The following is a 17,789-nucleotide window of genomic DNA, read 5'->3' as shown; positions in this document are numbered from 1 at the left end:
GGCATACTCCCGGTATGTTTCCCTCCTTCGCCTTGTGCTGCGAAAAATAGCCTTGCCATTATCCTACTGTTTTAAAGCTGACAAGGTACTAGTACAAAAAAAGGATGTAATTTTAAAAGGACTAAGTATAGACATTTCCTATATAAGACTGTTACAATATGCTAAGAATGTATAAGTAGTAGGTCACTTTTTGCGATTCTACTAATGAAAAATATTGAGAAAAGAGTGAAAAATATGATTGGTGTAAGCAAATTGCTTTGCGATACAGAAAATTTTGGGGATTCATTGCGTTATGCTCCTGGTGTTCATGGACAACGTCATGGTGCTGCGCAAGGTATGGGACCAGTACTTTCTTGGAATATTACACGAACCTGTAATTTGAAATGTGTACATTGCTACTCTGATTCCGATGGGAAAAAATATGATGGTGAGCTAACAACGAAAGAGGCTAAAAAATTTATTGATGACTGTGCCGCCTTTAAGGTCCCTGTTTTGCTGTTATCAGGAGGAGAGCCACTTATTCGTCCTGATGTTTTTGAATTGGTGGAACATGCGAATAAATATGGCATACGTTCTACTTTTTCTACTAATGGGACATTAATTGACAAGCAATTAGCAAAAGATATTAAAACACTAAATGTAGGTTATGTGGGTATTAGCCTCGATGGTTTAGGTGAGGCTAATGATAAATTCCGTGGTAAGCAAGGAGCTTTTGAGAAAGCTCTGGAAGGTATTCGCAATTGTCTGGATGTAGGACAGCGTGTTGGTTTGCGTTTTACCATTAACCGATATAATTTTCATGACTTAGAAAATATTTTTCGCTTAATAAAGGAAGAAAGAATTCCTCGAGTCTGCTTTTATCATTTGGTGTATTCCGGCAGAGCTTCTCAGATGATGGAGCATGATGTCACTCATGAGGAGTCTCGTCAAGCTATGGATCTTATTATGGCTAAGGCTCAAGAATTAGATAAAACCTGTGAAATACTTACTGTTGATAACCATGCGGATATTGTATATTTGTATTTGCAGTCTCTAAAGAAGGATCCTGTCCGTGCCGAGAAGGTATGGAATTTGATGATGCGCAATGGCGGCAACCGATCAGGTATAGCCTTTGGCAATGTTGATCCTTTAGGCAATGTTCATTCGGATCAGTTTACCCAAAATTATACTTTTGGAAATGTTCGTGATCGGGCAATTGGCGATATCTGGACAGATGAGTCCAATCCTATTCTTGCAGGGTTAAAGGATCGCAAAGCACTATTAAAAGGCCGCTGCGGTATCTGTAAATGGCTAAATGTCTGTAATGGCAATTTCCGTGCTCGTGCGGAAGCTGCTACAGGTGATTTTTGGGAGTCGGATCCTGCCTGTTATTTGACGGATGAAGAAATCGGTATTGTAAAATAACGAATCATTTATAATTCTGGATATGATACTGCCACCATAAGGTGGCAGTATTTTTCTTTCGAAAATAAAGAAATCAGTAAAGTCTCTTATTTTATTGACGGACCATATATTTTTGGCAGGAATATAACCCTCATTACAGAACCTTTTCTAAAAGAATAGCCTAGTAAGGGGGGAGTAGAATGATCTTATTGCTTAGTGAAAAGAATAGGGATGAGGTAATTCAATATTTAAGGCAAGAGCGTTTTGCCAGTGCTTTTATCTTAGGGAATGTACTAGAATTTGGTTTAGACAATTGTAAAGACCAAAGAAGATGCGGCGATTACTACGGTTATTTTTTAAAGGGCCGCTTAGTAGGCATATTGCCTTTTTATAATATGGGAAGCTGTATCCCTTTATTTCATGAAGAGGAAGCCATTGAGCCATTTGCCCAGATTATGACACAGCGTTCCCTCGAGGCTTTAATCGGTATGAAGAGGTTTGTCCAGCCTTTGTACGAGATCATTTCCGGAGAGAAAAACACGTTAGCATATCAGGATAGCAGTTATTTTGTAAATGAGAGTTTAAAGCCTTTTCAGTTAGAAGGCAGCAGTGTTGCGGAAGCAAATGAGCTTGAACATCATCGTGTAGTAACTTTTGTAAAAGATGCCTATTGGCATGGCTTTCACCAACAATACAGCCTAGAAGAAGTCGAAGCATTTGTAGAGCAGCGTGGGATTGAGGAAGAACTATTATTTTTTATGGCAAAAGATAAAATGGTTGCCCAGGCATATATCCAAGCATGTACGGATAAAATTAATCAGATTGGCGGTGTTTATACCGTAGAGGAAGAGCGGGGGAAAGGATATTGTAAGGCACTTGTATCTAAATTGTGTCATAATATTATCAAGCGTGGAAAGACTCCTACGTTGATTGTACGTAAAAATAATTTTTCCGCAGTACGAGCTTATACTTCTTTAGGGTTTTCGTACTTTGATGATTATCTTCTAATTAAATTTCAGGTGTAGAGAACTGTTTCATATGCTGTTTTACAAAATCGAATGAAAAAAGTGTAATTGTGATTGAATCTTAAAAATGAATGAGTTAATATAAGAACATTACTTCAGGCATGTAAGTAAGAATTTTAATAGAAGGAGAACTCTGTGAAGATCAAAACAAAACTAATTATAGGCTACACGGTCTTATCGTTTTTAGTCATTGTAGTAACCATATCTTCCATTTACGGATTTAAAAATTTACAATCAGCCTATGAGGCAATTACAAACCAATCAGACATTACGGTGATTCATTTACGAGAGATACAATATTATTTTACTGGACAAGCCAATGACGAACGCGGATTCTTGTTAACTGGAAGTCAGGAATTTCGTAAGGAAATTGGCGAAAAATCGGATAATATAAAAAAACGTATTGTATTGCTTAAAGGACTGACCATGACTAAGGAGCAACAAGAGCTATTAAGTAAAATCGATGCCGCCCACACTCGTTTTACCCAAAGCAATTACGCTGTTATTGACCTTTATTCAGCTGGACGTGTAGAAGAAGCAAAGCAGGTATCATTTGGAGATGGTCGAAAAACTCGTAAAGAATTGGAAACTGATTTTAACCAGTTGGTAACATTTACGTTGGATAAGGCGGCTGATCAAAAACAGCAGGCTCAAGAGCTGGCGAAGAACATTATGATTGGTATACTCACTGCTTCAGCTATTGCAATTAGTATCGGTATTCTATTAGGTCTTTATATGGCGCGTATCATAACAAAACCGATCATACAAATGACGGGGCATATGGTAAGCGGTGATTTGAATTTTGCTGCGAATGTTACGTCTGAAGATGAAGTTGGTCATTTAATTCGGGCCTTTAGCAAGATGATAACAACTTTGCGTTCTATGGTTACCGATGTACAATCGAATGCAGAACAAGTTGCTGCTTCTGCAGAAGAATTGACAGCTAGTGCCGAAGAATCTGCTCATGCTGTCAATCAAGTTGCTACCTCTATTATGGAAGTAGCTCAGGGATCGGATGAGCAGGTCATGATTGTGAATGAAAATATAGCGGGCATTGGACAGCTAGCTGTCAGCATTGGGCAGGTTGCTGTTCAAACGAATCAGGTATCATTAAATGCCCAGCAGGCTGCTAATTGTGCAAAGGCAGGAGGAGAAGCTATTGAGGCTGCTATTACTCAAATGCTGCAAGTGGAACAGTCTACAGTCAAATCGGCGGAAGTGATTGCTAAATTAGGAGGACATTCTCAGGAAATTGGGCAGATTGTCGATACCATTGCCAATATTGCTGGGCAAACAAATCTTCTTGCTCTTAATGCTGCGATTGAAGCCGCAAGGGCAGGAGAACATGGCAGAGGTTTTGCTGTTGTTGCTGAAGAAGTACGAAAACTGGCTGAACAGTCCCAGCATGCTACCAAAGAGATCGGAAACCTCATTCATGAAATTCAGGGAGATACCGATAAAGCAGTGCAGGCTATGAGGATTGGATCGCAAGAAGTGCAAAAAGGCAATACAGCAGTCAATTTGGCCGGACAGTCTTTTAACGAAATTGCTGGTTCCGTAGATCAAGTATCTTCTCAAATGCAGGATATTTCAGAGTTCACCCATAGCATTGTTGACAAAAGTCAGCAAATTGTTGTCTCAATCGGTAATATCGCTGCCATTAGCAAGGACAATGCTAGTCGGACCCAAACAGCATCAGCAGCAACAGAAGAGCAATCCGCGTCAATTGAAGAGATTGCTTCTTCCAGCCAGGTATTGGCAAAGTTAGCAGAAGAACTGCAACGTTCTATTTCTCACTTTAAAAGTTAGTGAATATCTTAAGGTTCGATAAGAACACACTAGCCTCTTGAGGCAGGTGAGTTCTTTTTTCGATTATAAGGGTTTATAAATGGACATTTCTGCATCTTTGTGGTTTATCGTTTAATTTTTATGTTTGTTTCTTCCAAAAAATTGATGTAGTATAGTTTCTAGAGGACAAAAGTAAGATAATTTATAAGTAGGGGGAATCGTTGTGGATATGAGAGAACTAAGAGAAAATGCAAGAAAACAGATGGTCGGCAAATGCCGAGTGTGTCCGGTTTGTAATGGACGGGCCTGTGCAGGAGAAGTTCCCGGCATGGGGGGGACAGGAACAGGCGAGGCCTTCACTGAAAATGTCAGGGCTCTTGCCAGCTTGAAATTGAACTTGCGAGTCATACATGATTCCTTACAGCCTGACACGACAATCGAGATGTTTGGTCAGCAGCTCAAAACTCCAATTATGGGAGCGCCAATTACTGGCGCGGTGATTAATGCAGGAGAGGCTTTGACAGAATTCAACATGGTTTCAGCTCTTGTAGAAGGTAGTCATTTGGCGGGAAGTATCGGATGGATTGGTGATCCGGCTAATCCTAGTATGTATGAGGATGGTTTAGCATCTATCCGCAAAGCTGGGCAGGGAATTGCCATCATAAAACCTCGTGTGAGTAATAAAGAAATCATTGAGCTTTTTAAATTAGCTGAAAAAGCTGGCGCCATAGCAGTAGGAACAGACCTTGATGGAGCAGGGCTAATTACTATGGCCTTAAAAGGGCAGCCTGTTGGTCCGAAAACTACGGAACAGCTTATAGAGCTGATACAATCTACCGCTCTGCCCTTTATTATCAAAGGAATTATGACGGTGGATGAGGCTGTCAAATGTGTAGAAGTAGGAGCAAATGCGATTGTCATCTCGAATCATGGAGGCAGGGTGCTGGATCATACTCCTGGTGTGGCAGATGTATTGACGGAAATTTCCAGGGCAGTGAAGGGGAAAATTACCATATTAGCTGATGGCGGGGTACGTTCTGGAGCTGATGTATTGAAATTGTTGGCATTAGGGGCAGATGGAGTTCTAGTTGGCCGGCCGCTGATCATGGGTGCTTATGGTGGAAATACAGAAGGTGTAAAAATGATAATTGATAAGTACACAAGTGAGTTAAAGGCTGCTATGATTTTAACAGGCTGTAAGAGTGTTAAGGAAATTCCTCCTGAAGTTTTATGGCGTAAATAAATAGGTTATAATATCCCTTCTGTTAATGAAATCAATCATTAATATGCTGTTTTACCGCCTGTAAGGGCGGTTTTTTCTATATAAGTAACTTACTAAAATTAGTTTAGTTTGGTATTTTGCAATATTAGATCGTTAGGCTTTGATAAATAGGTTTGATATTTTTACATTTTCTTTACATCCATGGAGTTTTTCTTGACGCCTTCTTTATGGGGGATGGGGTTACAATAATCTTGTAGGGGACTTCAATGGGAGGATGGTCGTTATGATTGATTTATGGATAGCAGGTTTAGTGTCATTAGGTCTATTTGTGTATCTAATATATGCATTATTAAAACCGGAGGAGTTTTAGATATGATTACAGATGTATTATTATTTATTGTATTTTTTGTATTGTTGCTTCTCATGGCTTGGCCCTTGGGAAAGTATATGGCAAAAGTCTATAGTGGTGAAAGAACGATGTTTGATACTATCTTTTTGTCATTAGAAAAGACTTTATATCGTTTAGCGGGAATCGATGCCGTCCGAGAGATGAATTGGAGGCAGTATGCCAGCGGACTCTTTATCTTCAACCTATTAGGGTTGGCTGCTGTAGTAGCTATACAGGAATTGCAGACTATACTGCCATGGAATCCTGAAGGCTTGGCTGCAGTGCCTTTTGACTTGGCTTTTAATACAGCAGCTAGTTTTATGACAAATACGAACTGGCAGGCTTATAGCGGCGAAACTACGATGAGTTATTTTACACAGATGGCAGCGCTGACAGTACAAAATTTTCTTTCTGCAGCAACAGGTATGGCAGTTGCAGTAGCGCTGATTCGAGGGCTGGCTCGCAAGACAACTAAAACAATCGGGAATTTTTGGTCTGACATGGTGCGGAGTGTGATATGGATCTTGCTGCCCTTGTCCATTGTAGTGAGCATTATATTTATGCAGCAGGGCATGATTCAAAATCTTTCTGCTTATGTGGCAGTAGATACCCTGGAAGGGGGGCAGCAGACAATTGCTATGGGACCTGTAGCCTCACAGGAGGCGATTAAATTATTAGGTACTAATGGCGGTGGATTTTTCAATGCCAATTCGGCTCATCCTTTTGAAAATCCGACTCCCTTCACGAATCTAGTTCAGGTATTGAGCATTTTTCTTATTCCTACGGGAATGGTATTTATGTTTGGGAATATGATCAAGGATCGGCGTCAGGGATATGCAATACTGGCAGCGATGCTCTTATTATTTTCTGTAAGCCTTGGCGGACTCTATGCCAGTGAAATCTATGGCAGTCCAATAGCAGGCCATAGCGGAGTGAGTGAACCCACAAATATGGAAGGCAAAGATATGCGTTTTGGTATAAACGGTTCCGCCTTATTTGCTGCCGTGACAACAGCAGCCTCTTGTGGGGCAGTTAATACCATGCATGATAGCCTTACACCACTAGGCGGTATGGTAACGATGCTGCAGATCATGTTAGGGGAAGTCGTAATCGGTGGTGTTGGTGCAGGCCTTTATGGCATGATGATGTTTGTTATGCTGACCGTCTTTATCGTAGGATTGATGGTTGGCCGCACACCTGAGTATTTAGGTAAAAAAATTGAAGCGAATGAAATGAAGATGGCGATTATTGCTATTTTGATTCCTGCGGTAACGATACTATTTGGCAGTGCTATTTCTGTGATGGCTGATGCAGGCCTTGCTGGTCTTAACAATGCTGGACCGCATGGTTTCAGTGAGATATTATATGCCTTTACTTCTGCTGCAGGTAATAATGGCAGTGCCTTTGCCGGTTTAAGTGCCAATACCGTATATTACAATTTGATGATAGCAGCGGCTATGCTAATAGGACGTTTTGGTGTAATTATACCTGTTTTGGCTATCGCTGGAAGTCTGGCAGAAAAAAGAGTATCACCTCCTGGACCTGGAACCTTTCCAACAGCAGGATCCTTGTTTGTTCTATTGTTAGCTGGAATTGTCATCATGGTAGGAGCATTGACCTTTTTGCCAGCATTATCGTTAGGACCTATTATTGAACATTTACTAATGCTGCAAGGTGTGACTTTTTAACAAGGAGGAAAAGGCTATGAGTGCAAACGCAAACGGTTTTAATAAAAAAATTCTGATGCAAGCCTGCCGTGAAGCTTTATTTAAATTGAATCCTAAGGTGCAGGTGCGAAATCCAGTCATGTTTATTGTATTGATTGGCTCTTGGTTAACAACTGGATTTGTTTTTCGTGATTTATTTCAGGGAAGTGCGGGAAATACATCTTTTACTTTACAAATCACAGTATGGCTTTGGTTTACTGTATTGTTTGCCAATTTTGCCGAAGCGATAGCTGAGGGCCGGGGTAAAGCCCAGGCTCAGGCATTAAGACAGACTCGTACGCAAACACAGGCAAAAAAAATAATCCATGACAAACCACAGGTGGTTGAGGCTGCTAGCCTAAGAAAAGGCGATATCGTATTGGTGGAGCCTGGTGATATCATTCCCAGTGACGGAGAGGTTATTGAAGGCATGGCGACGGTGGATGAAAGCGCGGTAACGGGTGAGTCGGCTCCCGTGATTCGTGAGTCAGGAGGAGATAAATCTTCCGTTACTGGTGGTACTCGGGTATTATCGGACTGGATTAAGGTTGCAGTAACTGCTAATCCAGGTGAGACTTTTCTAGATCGTATGATTTCTCTGGTTGAAGGAGCCAAACGCCAGAAAACTCCCAATGAAATTGCTTTAACGATTTTGTTGGTTGGCTTAACCATTGTGTTCTTAGCAGCAGTAGCGACACTATACCCCTATGCCAGCTACTCAGGAATCAATCTTTCCATTACGGTCCTGATTGCTTTACTTGTATGCTTGATCCCGACGACAATCGGCGGTTTATTAAGTGCCATTGGTATCGCGGGTATGGATCGGCTATTGAAGCGTAATGTGCTGGCTATGTCTGGAAGAGCGGTAGAAGCGGCCGGAGACGTAGATGTGCTATTGCTGGATAAAACAGGTACAATTACCTTGGGGAACCGTATGGCAACTGAATTTATTCCCGCTGCAGGCGTTTCTATGGAGGCGCTGGCAGATGCAGCACAGATGGCTTCTTTAGCGGATGAAACACCGGAAGGGCGCAGCATTGTGGTATTAGCCAAGCAGAAATACAATTTACGAGAACGGGATTTAACGAATTTAGAAGCTGAGTTTATTCCTTTTAGTGCTCATACGCGTATGAGTGGGGTAAATCTAAAAGATAAGGTAATACGCAAAGGTTCTGTGGATGCGATTCAAAAATATGTACGAGAAAAAGGGAGCGAATTGCCTGAGAATGTTAAGTTTGCCTGCGAGGGTATTGCTAAAAGTGGTGGTACGCCTTTAGTAGTAGCTGAAGGTTCTAGGGTGCTTGGGGCCATTCACTTAAAAGACGTCATTAAAGGCGGCATTAAAGAACGATTTAAAGAGCTTAGGCAAATGGGTATTAAAACCGTCATGATTACAGGGGATAATCCATTAACGGCTGCTGCTATTGCTGCGGAAGCTGGGGTGGATGATTTTATGGCTGAAGCTACTCCGGAAGGGAAGTTGGCTTTGATTCGAGAGTATCAGGACAAAGGGATGCTGGTAGCCATGACTGGCGATGGCACCAATGATGCTCCGGCTTTGGCCCAAGCAGATGTGGGAGTGGCTATGAATAGCGGCACGCAGGCAGCGAAGGAAGCTGGCAACATGGTGGATCTTGACAGCAATCCTACGAAGTTGATTGAAATCGTAGAAATTGGTAAACAGCTATTGATGACTAGGGGATCCTTGACGACGTTTAGTATTGCGAATGATGTTGCCAAGTATTTTGCCATCATTCCAGCACTGTTTTCCGTTGCCTATCCAGCATTCGGTGTATTTAATATTATGAGATTATCTACGCCTGAGAGTGCTATTTTAAGCGCTGTAATCTTTAACGCTCTGATTATTATTGGTCTGGTACCTTTAGCGCTGCATGGTGTAATGTATCAACCCTTAGGTGCAGATATAATCTTACGTCGAAACTTGATTATTTACGGTCTTGGTGGTTTAGCAGCACCTTTCCTTGGTATCAAGTTGATTGATGTATTGCTAGTTATTTTTCATTTAGTATAACAATGATCGAATCAAATACAGTAAAAGGAAGTTGAAGTATCATGTGGAAACAAACAATAAGTGCTTTACGCTTACTACTCCTATTGACGGTTGTTACTGGTATTGCGTATCCTTTGGCTATGACTGGGGTAGCACAGGCTGTTTTTCCTAAGCAAGCCAATGGTTCACTGGTTTATGTAAATGACAAAGCAGTTGGTTCGATTTTGTTGGGGCAGAATTTTACAGCAGCAAAATATTTTCATGGTCGTCCATCCTCAGCTGGTACAGATGGATATGATGCTGCTGGATCATCAGGATCAAACTTGGGACCAACAAGTAAAAAGTTAGTGGATACAGTAAACGGTAATATTGAGAAGATACGCAGTGAAAATCAGATTGCTGAAAGTGTTTCAATACCCTCTGATTTGGTTATGGCATCCGCTAGTGGTCTTGATCCTGACACATCCCCTGAAGCAGCCTATTTGCAGGTGAATCGTATTGCTGCTGAGCGGGGTATATCGGAAAATGAGATAAGAGGGCTTGTGACCAGTCATGTTCAGGTAAGACAATTCGGTTTTTTAGGTGCAGAACGGGTGAATGTGTTAGCTCTTAATATGGCACTCGACAGGTTAAAGTGAATAAAATAGGTACGATGATTAACATAATGGAGGCAATGATATGCCTGAGGCAAGTAAAGAAAAAAAGCGCCCAGACCCTGATGTATTGCTGGCAAAGTTAAATAAAGAGACCAGAGGTAAACTTACAGTATTTTTAGGTGCAGCTGCCGGTGTTGGTAAAACCTACACCATGCTCAAAACTGCTCATGAGATGCTGGATTCTGGTGCGGATGTTGTAATTGGCTGGGTTGAGACCCATAAACGCCAAGAAACGGAAAAAATGGTGGAGGGTTTGCCTCGTTTGCCAGCAAAGGAAATTGAGTACAGAGGCAAGATTTTGCATGAGATGGATATTGATGCTATTTTGGCACGCAGACCTCAAATCGTGTTAGTTGACGAGCTGGCCCATACCAATGCGGCTGGTTCTCGCCATGTCCGTAGATTTCAGGATGTAGAAGAAATATTAAACGCTGGTATTGATGTATCTACGACAATCAATATTCAACATATCGAAAGTTTGAATGATATTGTGGCTCAAATTACTGGTGTAACAGTGCGGGAAACCGTGCCTGATAGTATTGTGGAGCAGGCTGATCAAGTGCAATTAATTGATATTCCTCCCAATGAACTCATTAAGCGCTTGAAGGAAGGCAAAATATATATGCCTCATCAGGCAGAATTAGCGTTGAACAAATTTTTCCGCCCAGGAAATATTAATGCCCTGCGGGAACTGTCTCTGCGATTTACAGCCTATCGGGTGGATAAAGAATTAAATGAATATATGCAGGAACATGATATTCCTGGGCCTTGGCCAGCGGGTGAACGGGTAATGGTTTGCGTGAGCGCTAGCCCCTTTTCTGCTCAACTGATTCGGGCGGCTCGGCGATTAGCTCGCGGTTTGCAGGCAGAACTATTGGCTGTGCATGTTGATACACCGAGACGGTCGGGCTCTAGTGAAAGAGAGCGGGATCGCATTTTTCGCAATATGCGTTTAGCTGACGAATTAGGAGCAAAGACCATCAGCATCGTGGGTAAAGATTTGACAGAGGAAATTCTAAGAATGACAAGGGAACATAATGTTACCCATTTGGTGGTTGGCAAGCCGTTGCGAGGACGTCTTTGGGAGTGGTTGAACGGCGGTGCAGTGGTTGATAAACTCATTCGCTACAGCGGGGGCATCAATATTCATGTCATCCAGGGGAATACGGAGGTAAAGGATGAGCCTAAGGTTAAAACTATAGCTCCTAAAAAAGTAATTCATTGGTGGCATTATATAGCGGGATTATTAATGATTATCGTAATGACAGCAGGGAACTGGTGGTGGCGTCATTACCTTGAGCCAGTACATTTTATGTTGCTGTATTTCTTACCAGTACTCTTGTCTGCGGTGTGGTGGGGGAAAGGTCCAGCCTATATGACAGCATTATGCAGTGCTATTTTCTTCGATTTTTTCTTTATCGCGCCGATCTTTACTTTTAGTATATCGGATCTTCCTTATATGTGGAGTTTGCCTCTTTTTCTCTTCGTTTCCTTTATTATTGGCGGACAAACTGAAAAATTGCGTGTAGAAGCAACGTTAGCTAGGCAGCGAGAAAAAACAACTGGAGCATTGTACTCCTTTAGCCGTGAAATTGCAGCAGTGGTAGATATTGGTGTAATCGTTGGTATTTTGGCAGAACAGGTGTGGCAAACGTTAGATAAATCGGTAGCCGTATTTTTACCTCAAGAAAATGAGAAATTAGTGTTGGCTGCTGAGGCTGGACCAGTAAAAATCGATGAGGATGCTGGTGAAAGAGCAGTAGCGGTTTGGACATTTGAACATGGTGAAATTGCCGGACATTGTACAGATACATTGCCAGGGGCGAGATATATGTATTTGCCTTTAACGACAAGTCAGAATACGGTCGGTGTGTTAGGCATTGAAATTCATGAGGAAATACTCACTTCCCCCCAAAAACGATTAATGGAAGCTTGGGCAGGATTAGCAGCGATTGCTGTTGAAAGAGTGAAATTAGCAGAACAAGCCAGGCAGGCAGCATTGCTGGCTGAATCAGATCAGCTGCGCACCGCGTTGTTTAATTCTATCTCTCATGAGCTGCGGACGCCCTTGTCTTCTATTACTGGTGCGATATCTGGTTTAATGGATACTGACGGTGTCTATTCGGAGAATGATAAAAAAGAGTTGTTGGAAACGGTGAAAGAAGGAGCCGATCGCATGGACCGTCTGGTTTCCAATCTTTTGGATACTGCCAGATTAGAAAGCGGGATGATGCAGCTTAAAAAAGATTGGTGTGATATCGAGGATATTACGGGAACAGCTCTTAGGCGAGTTGGAGAGTGTATTAAAGGAAGAGAGTTACTTGTGAATATAGCACCAGCTTTACCAATGATAAAGGCTGACTGTGTGCTTCTTGAACAAGTCATGGTGAATCTGCTGGATAATGCCTGTAAGTATTCCCCGCAAGGCAGTGAGATTGTTATTACTGCCAGCCAGGACAAAGCAGCCATACAAGTATCAATAGCTGATCGGGGAACGGGTATTCCAGCGGAAAATGTAATGCGAGTTTTTGATAAATTTTATCGAGTTGAGCAGCCTAAGAAGGTCAATGGTACAGGATTAGGCTTATCAATATGTAAGGGAATTATTGAGGCTCATGGCGGAACCATACAAGCTGAGAATCGACCAAGAGGCGGTGCAGTCATGACCTTCACCCTTCCATGGGAAGAGCAGCCTCCAATGTATATGGCATAGTTTTTTAAAAATATAAACATTTTTCTTACGAGACTAGCAAGTATAAGTTTTATTGATTAATAAAGTGTATAGCGTTATGAAAACCGCGAAGGTCGCGAAGAAATGCAAAGAACGCGAAGGGCTATTATACATATTCCATATTCGATCTAGTCTTCATGTCTTCGTTTCTTCGCGGTTCAAAAAGTCTTATTTTTTTAGAATGCGTCAGTAGTTTTTTAGTTTGCATAAGGTAGGTGATGGAAGGATGGAAAAAGGGGCACGAGTTTTAGTGATTGATGACGAGCCTCAGATTAGGAGACTGCTAAAAGTATCCCTATCTGCTTATGGCTATGAGATTGATGAATGTCATAATGGAAAAGATGGGATCAACCGAACGGCTGTATTTAAACCTGATTTGATTCTTTTGGATTTAGGATTGCCAGATATGGATGGAAAAGCCGTAGTTGAGATCATTCGTGAATGGTCAAGAGTACCTATTATTATTCTAAGTGCTCGGGATCAAGAAAATGAGAAAATCGCCACTCTAGATGCAGGGGCAGATGATTATGTTACTAAACCTTTCGGCATGGGAGAGTTACTTGCCCGTTTACGCGTCGCCCTCCGTCATGGAGTGAGTACTGAAGGTTCTACCGTAATTTTTTGCGGTGACTTAAAGATTGATTTAGTTGCACGTCAGGTAACACGCAGTGACAAAGAAATAAAATTGACGCCTACAGAGTATGAAATATTAAAAGTCTTGGCTCAAAATATTGGCAGGGTGCTGACACATAAGCAATTATTAAAAGCCGTATGGGGTACGGCATATCATGAGGATACTCATTATATTAGAGTATATATTGGACAACTTAGACGCAAGGTAGAGCCAAATCCTTCCCAACCTAAATATATTGTTACAGAATCAGGTGTTGGCTATCGTTTGATATCTGATAAGTAGACTTCCGCAAAAAAAATGTGGAAGTTTTTTATTAGAGTAAAAAGTATATGTTGTTTAAGACAACGTTAAAACGTAAAGGATACTAAGATGACAAGGTATATAAAGACATGTCTATACTACCTTTTTTAAAGGGCGCATCAGGGCTTTACCTATTCTTTGAAGCGATAGGTAAGTATTTTGTAAATTTATATATTTTTTTATTGCACTTTTGCTACTGTATGGTACAATCATATAGTTACTTTTCTTGCTGCAACCAGCGAAGACAGGTTCCAAAGAAATAACAAATAGGATGGGAGAGGGATATGAATAGTTATTTTAAATTATCACAAGCAGCTGTTGAAAGTTTGGCACAAGAATATGATACCCCATTATTATTGGTGTCGACAGAACAAGTAGAACGTAATTATTCTTTTTTGGCGAGTTATTTACCGGGAGTAAAAATGCATTACGCGGTAAAGGCCAATCCTCATGAAGCAATTATCCGGAAGTTAGCTGAACTGGGTTCGTATTTTGATGTAGCATCAGATGGAGAAATGCAATATTTAACGGATATGGGTATTCCAGCAGAGCGTATGGTGTATGCCAATCCAGTGAAGACGGCAAGCGGACTTAAGGTAGCTAAACAAGTCGGTGTATATAAATTTACCTTTGATAGTGAAAGTGAAATAAGTAAAATGGCCAAGGCAATACCGGGCGGAACTGTGCTTCTTCGGGTTAGGGTGGACAATCCTAATGCCTTGGTCGATTTAAATAAGAAATTTGGTGCTCATCCTGACGAAGTAATGCCTCTTCTTACCTTGGCTCGTCAGCAAGGTCTTGATGTGGCTGGTTTGTGTTTTCATGTGGGCAGTCAATCTTCTAGTGCGGATGCCTATGTAGAATCATTGGAGATATTCCGTCGCTTGTATGATCAGGCAAAAGAAGCAGGTTTTGATTTGCGCATCCTAGACATTGGAGGCGGATTCCCTATCCCGGTAATTGATAATAATACAATTGATGTTGTTACTATGCTGCAAACAATCAATAAAGCCATTGCTGATTATTTCCCTGATACGGAAATTTGGGCTGAACCTGGGCGTTTTATCTGTGGAACTGTAGCCAATCTGATTACACGTGTGATTGGTACCCAAAAACGCAATGGGAGGCAATGGTATTTCTTAGATGATGGATTATATGGTACTTTTTCAGGAGTTATTTTTGATCATTGGGATTTTGAGTTAGAAACCTTTAAGAGTAGTGAAAAAGTACCTGCTACATTTGCAGGGCCGAGCTGTGATTCTTTAGATATTTTATTTCAGGATAAATGGGTTCCTAACTTAGAGATGGATGATCTGATATTAGTGCCAACTTGTGGGGCTTATACGTCAGCATCAGCCACAGAGTTTAATGGTTTTTCTAAAACTCGAATCCTAGTATGGGAAGAAGTAAAGGATAGGCTAAACTTAAATACTTGATGCCAAAAAAGCAGGAAACCTTAGGTTTCCTGCTTTTTTGGCATCCGAGATAAAAAGTACACATTCTTAGTTTGAGACCCTCATATTATAGATTTTAAAGGATGCGTATTGTAATTAATCCATTTTTTCTCAAATTTGACAAAGTATTTTATTCTTAGTAAAATGATATAAATCTATACAAAAAAGGGAGGAATTATATGCCGGGAAAGAAAATTTCGACGAAAGAGTATATTCGCAGGTATGTGTTCATGTTTATTGGTTCCATTTTAGCAGCGGTAGGATTAGAGGTTTTTTTGGTCCCCAATCAGATTATTGATGGTGGAGTAATTGGTATTTCCATCATGGCAAGCCATTTAACTTCATGGCCGTTAGGGTTATTTATCTTCCTATTGAATTTTCCATTTATCTATTTAGGATATATGCAAATTGGAAAAAACTTTGCGATATCAACCTTGTTCGCCTTGACATCCCTGTCTATCTGGGTAAGTGTTCTGTTACCTATTCCTGGATTTACAAATGATGTGTTTTTAGCAGCCATCTTTGGTGGAATTATCCTTGGTATTGGTGTAGGACTCATTATTCGCTATGGCGGTTCTTTAGACGGCACTGAAATTGTTGCTATCATATTAGATAAACGTACAGGTTTCTCCGTAGGAGAAATTGTTATGTTTTTTAATATATTCATTATTGGAAGTGCGGGGCTAGTATTTAGCTGGGATAAAGCCATGTATTCTTTAATTGCCTATTTTGTTGCTTATAAATTAATAGATATTACGATTGAGGGCTTGGATGAGTCAAAGGGTGTCATGATCGTTAGTGATCATCCCCATGAAATAGCTGAAGTTCTGATGGCGCGGCTGGGACGTGGAGTCACTATTTTACACGGTCAGGGTGCCTATACGGGTGAGTCAAAACAAGTTCTTTACTCTGTTATTACTCGTCTGGAGATTGCCAAGTTAAAAACCATTATTCAAGAAATTGATGAAAACGCTTTTGTAACGATTAATGAAGTTCATGATGTTATGGGTGGAAAAGTAAAAAAACGCGCAATACATTAGAGCTGCTTTTATGAAAAACTTGGCGAAGGCCAAGTTTTTTCATGTCAAAAGTAGCTCCAGAGGAAAGTTCAGCTTTATTATTTTTTTAGTCTGTTTTGCGTATTTGCAGTTTGTTGCCTTAAAGAATCAATTTGATATTAGACAATACTTTTGCAGGTAAAAAATGCTATATTGGCGAAGTAAATTAATCCATACTATTTAGCAATTGTTAAGGTGGTTGTATGAAAAATATTGATATTAGTGATCTTGATAAAATTGTCAAATCTACAATTAATGCAGTAGAGCAAGGAAAGACACAAATTTTTGATATTTATGAGGCGGCTCGTAATGAAGTTGAAAATATAAAAAAGGATGTAGAACGAACAAAGCAGGAGACTGTTGCTATCATTTTTACAGTGGATGATTTAGAAAAGAAAGAACGGCGGTCTAGGATCAAATTAATGGAAGTTAGCCGTAATTTTAGCGTATATTCAGAAGATGATATTAAAGCAGTGTATGAGGATGCCAGAAATTTACAAGTTGAATTAGCGGTGGCTCGCGCTCAAGAGCAAAGTCTGCGTCAACAGCGTGATGAGTTAGAACTTCGTTTACGTTCTTTAAAAAACACAGTGTCTAAAGCAGAGGGATTAACTACGCAAGTAGGAGCCGTTTTAGGGTATTTAGGCGAAGAAATGGGCAGTGTCGTTGTAAAAATTGAATCCTTGCAGCAGAGCCAAGTGTTTGGTGCTAAAATAATCAAAGCCCAGGAAGAAGAGCGCCGCAGAGTATCGCGGGAAATTCATGATGGGCCAGCCCAATCCATGGCAAATATTGTGTTTCGGGCGGAGGTTTGTGAGCGATTAATTGATATTGATGTGGTGCGTGCCAAAAAAGAGTTGGCAGATCTTCGTGCACAAGTACGTCTTTGCTTAAAAGAAACGAGAAAAATTATTTTTGATTTGCGGCCGATGACATTAGATGATTTAGGATTGGTACCTACAGTGAAACGGTTTTTAGATACGGTAAAAGAGCGCAGCGGTATGATTTACGATGTTAGGATCATAGGTGAAGAACGGCGTTTAGATTCGTATGTGGAAATTGGTGTTTTTAGAATTTTTCAAGAAGCAATTACCAATATTGAGAAGCATGCCCAGGCCCAGACCATATCCATTGCCATGGAGTTTCGCCGAGATACCTTCTTAGCTACCATTACTGATGATGGCAAAGGGTTTAACACAGCAGATAATTTTGGAAACGAAAGTTTTGGTTTGCTTGGGATGCGAGAGCGAATTCATCTGCTAAATGGTGAGCTAACAATAAAATCGGAAATTGGAACAGGCACAAAAGTCATCATAAAAGTAGAATTTAAATAATAGAGGATATACCTGAATTTTCCCCAAAGAAAGGAATGGAATTTTCTTGGGTATATCTCTATTATTTTCTCAATACTGTAGATTGAAAGCTGAGTAAAA

13 protein-coding genes are annotated in these 17,789 nt (G+C 40.7%); all 13 read left to right on the top strand.

Features of this window, described 5'->3' with window-relative positions:
- The first annotated feature begins 234 nt into the window (after window positions 1-234).
- The 13 genes from nirJ1 (at window position 235) to BMZ99_RS12625 (ending at window position 17,690) form a co-directional block, all read left to right on the top strand.
- The gene (nirJ1, locus tag BMZ99_RS12685) at window positions 235-1,404 is read left to right on the top strand and encodes a putative heme d1 biosynthesis radical SAM protein NirJ1 (RefSeq protein ID WP_175490543.1); all 1,170 of its coding nucleotides are present in this window, start codon (window positions 235-237) and stop codon (window positions 1,402-1,404) included.
- Window positions 1,405-1,583: 179 nt separating this feature from the next.
- Complete coding sequence (locus tag BMZ99_RS12680) at window positions 1,584-2,408, top strand: GNAT family N-acetyltransferase (protein ID WP_090937685.1); 825 nt, start codon at window positions 1,584-1,586, stop codon at window positions 2,406-2,408.
- 135 nt (window positions 2,409-2,543) lie between these two features.
- Window positions 2,544-4,217: a methyl-accepting chemotaxis protein gene (locus BMZ99_RS12675; RefSeq protein ID WP_090937682.1), complete on the top strand. Its 1,674-nt coding sequence runs from the start codon at window positions 2,544-2,546 to the stop codon at window positions 4,215-4,217.
- Between the two features lie 208 nt (window positions 4,218-4,425).
- Window positions 4,426-5,439, top strand: coding sequence for an alpha-hydroxy-acid oxidizing protein (locus BMZ99_RS12670; protein WP_245754953.1), 1,014 nt, complete (start codon window positions 4,426-4,428; stop codon window positions 5,437-5,439).
- 253 nt (window positions 5,440-5,692) lie between these two features.
- Window positions 5,693-5,788, top strand: a complete 96-nt coding sequence (kdpF, locus tag BMZ99_RS27570) for a K(+)-transporting ATPase subunit F (RefSeq protein ID WP_090937676.1) — start codon at window positions 5,693-5,695, stop codon at window positions 5,786-5,788.
- A 2-nt stretch (window positions 5,789-5,790) separates the two neighbouring features.
- Window positions 5,791-7,494: a potassium-transporting ATPase subunit KdpA gene (gene kdpA / locus BMZ99_RS12660; protein WP_090937674.1), complete on the top strand. Its 1,704-nt coding sequence runs from the start codon at window positions 5,791-5,793 to the stop codon at window positions 7,492-7,494.
- A 16-nt stretch (window positions 7,495-7,510) separates the two neighbouring features.
- Window positions 7,511-9,544: a potassium-transporting ATPase subunit KdpB gene (kdpB, locus tag BMZ99_RS12655; RefSeq protein ID WP_090937672.1), complete on the top strand. Its 2,034-nt coding sequence runs from the start codon at window positions 7,511-7,513 to the stop codon at window positions 9,542-9,544.
- Window positions 9,545-9,585: 41 nt separating this feature from the next.
- Window positions 9,586-10,161 carry a potassium-transporting ATPase subunit KdpC gene (gene kdpC, locus BMZ99_RS12650; protein ID WP_090937669.1) on the top strand — a complete coding sequence of 192 codons (576 nt, stop codon included), beginning with the start codon at window positions 9,586-9,588 and terminating at the stop codon, window positions 10,159-10,161.
- 40 nt (window positions 10,162-10,201) lie between these two features.
- Entirely contained in the window at window positions 10,202-12,892 is a 2,691-nt protein-coding gene (locus BMZ99_RS12645; RefSeq protein ID WP_090937666.1) for a sensor histidine kinase, read from the top strand.
- A 244-nt stretch (window positions 12,893-13,136) separates the two neighbouring features.
- Window positions 13,137-13,826, top strand: a complete 690-nt coding sequence (locus BMZ99_RS12640; RefSeq protein ID WP_090937660.1) for a response regulator — start codon at window positions 13,137-13,139, stop codon at window positions 13,824-13,826.
- Window positions 13,827-14,128: 302 nt separating this feature from the next.
- Complete coding sequence (locus BMZ99_RS12635; RefSeq protein WP_090937657.1) at window positions 14,129-15,280, top strand: type III PLP-dependent enzyme; 1,152 nt, start codon at window positions 14,129-14,131, stop codon at window positions 15,278-15,280.
- 197 nt (window positions 15,281-15,477) lie between these two features.
- Window positions 15,478-16,338 carry a YitT family protein gene (locus BMZ99_RS12630; RefSeq protein ID WP_090937654.1) on the top strand — a complete coding sequence of 287 codons (861 nt, stop codon included), beginning with the start codon at window positions 15,478-15,480 and terminating at the stop codon, window positions 16,336-16,338.
- A 221-nt stretch (window positions 16,339-16,559) separates the two neighbouring features.
- The gene (locus BMZ99_RS12625) at window positions 16,560-17,690 is read left to right on the top strand and encodes a sensor histidine kinase (protein ID WP_090937651.1); all 1,131 of its coding nucleotides are present in this window, start codon (window positions 16,560-16,562) and stop codon (window positions 17,688-17,690) included.
- The last annotated feature ends 99 nt before the right edge of the window (window positions 17,691-17,789 follow it).

The sequence above is a fragment of the Pelosinus propionicus DSM 13327 genome, assembly GCF_900114615.1.
Taxonomy (GTDB): Bacteria; Bacillota; Negativicutes; order DSM-13327; family DSM-13327; genus Pelosinus; species Pelosinus propionicus.
This window is presented reverse-complemented; position numbering and strand designations above follow the sequence as displayed.

Coding starts and splice junctions, on each gene's coding strand:
- kdpB (WP_090937672.1), top strand. CDS start 7,511: ATGAGTGCAAACGCAAACGGTTTTAATAAAAAAATTCTGATGCAAGCC.
- BMZ99_RS12670 (WP_245754953.1), top strand. CDS start 4,426: ATGAGAGAACTAAGAGAAAATGCAAGAAAACAGATGGTCGGCAAATGC.
- BMZ99_RS12680 (WP_090937685.1), top strand. CDS start 1,584: ATGATCTTATTGCTTAGTGAAAAGAATAGGGATGAGGTAATTCAATAT.
- BMZ99_RS12645 (WP_090937666.1), top strand. CDS start 10,202: ATGCCTGAGGCAAGTAAAGAAAAAAAGCGCCCAGACCCTGATGTATTG.
- nirJ1 (WP_175490543.1), top strand. CDS start 235: ATGATTGGTGTAAGCAAATTGCTTTGCGATACAGAAAATTTTGGGGAT.
- BMZ99_RS12630 (WP_090937654.1), top strand. CDS start 15,478: ATGCCGGGAAAGAAAATTTCGACGAAAGAGTATATTCGCAGGTATGTG.
- kdpA (WP_090937674.1), top strand. CDS start 5,791: ATGATTACAGATGTATTATTATTTATTGTATTTTTTGTATTGTTGCTT.
- kdpC (WP_090937669.1), top strand. CDS start 9,586: ATGTGGAAACAAACAATAAGTGCTTTACGCTTACTACTCCTATTGACG.
- kdpF (WP_090937676.1), top strand. CDS start 5,693: ATGGTCGTTATGATTGATTTATGGATAGCAGGTTTAGTGTCATTAGGT.
- BMZ99_RS12640 (WP_090937660.1), top strand. CDS start 13,137: ATGGAAAAAGGGGCACGAGTTTTAGTGATTGATGACGAGCCTCAGATT.
- BMZ99_RS12625 (WP_090937651.1), top strand. CDS start 16,560: ATGAAAAATATTGATATTAGTGATCTTGATAAAATTGTCAAATCTACA.
- BMZ99_RS12635 (WP_090937657.1), top strand. CDS start 14,129: ATGAATAGTTATTTTAAATTATCACAAGCAGCTGTTGAAAGTTTGGCA.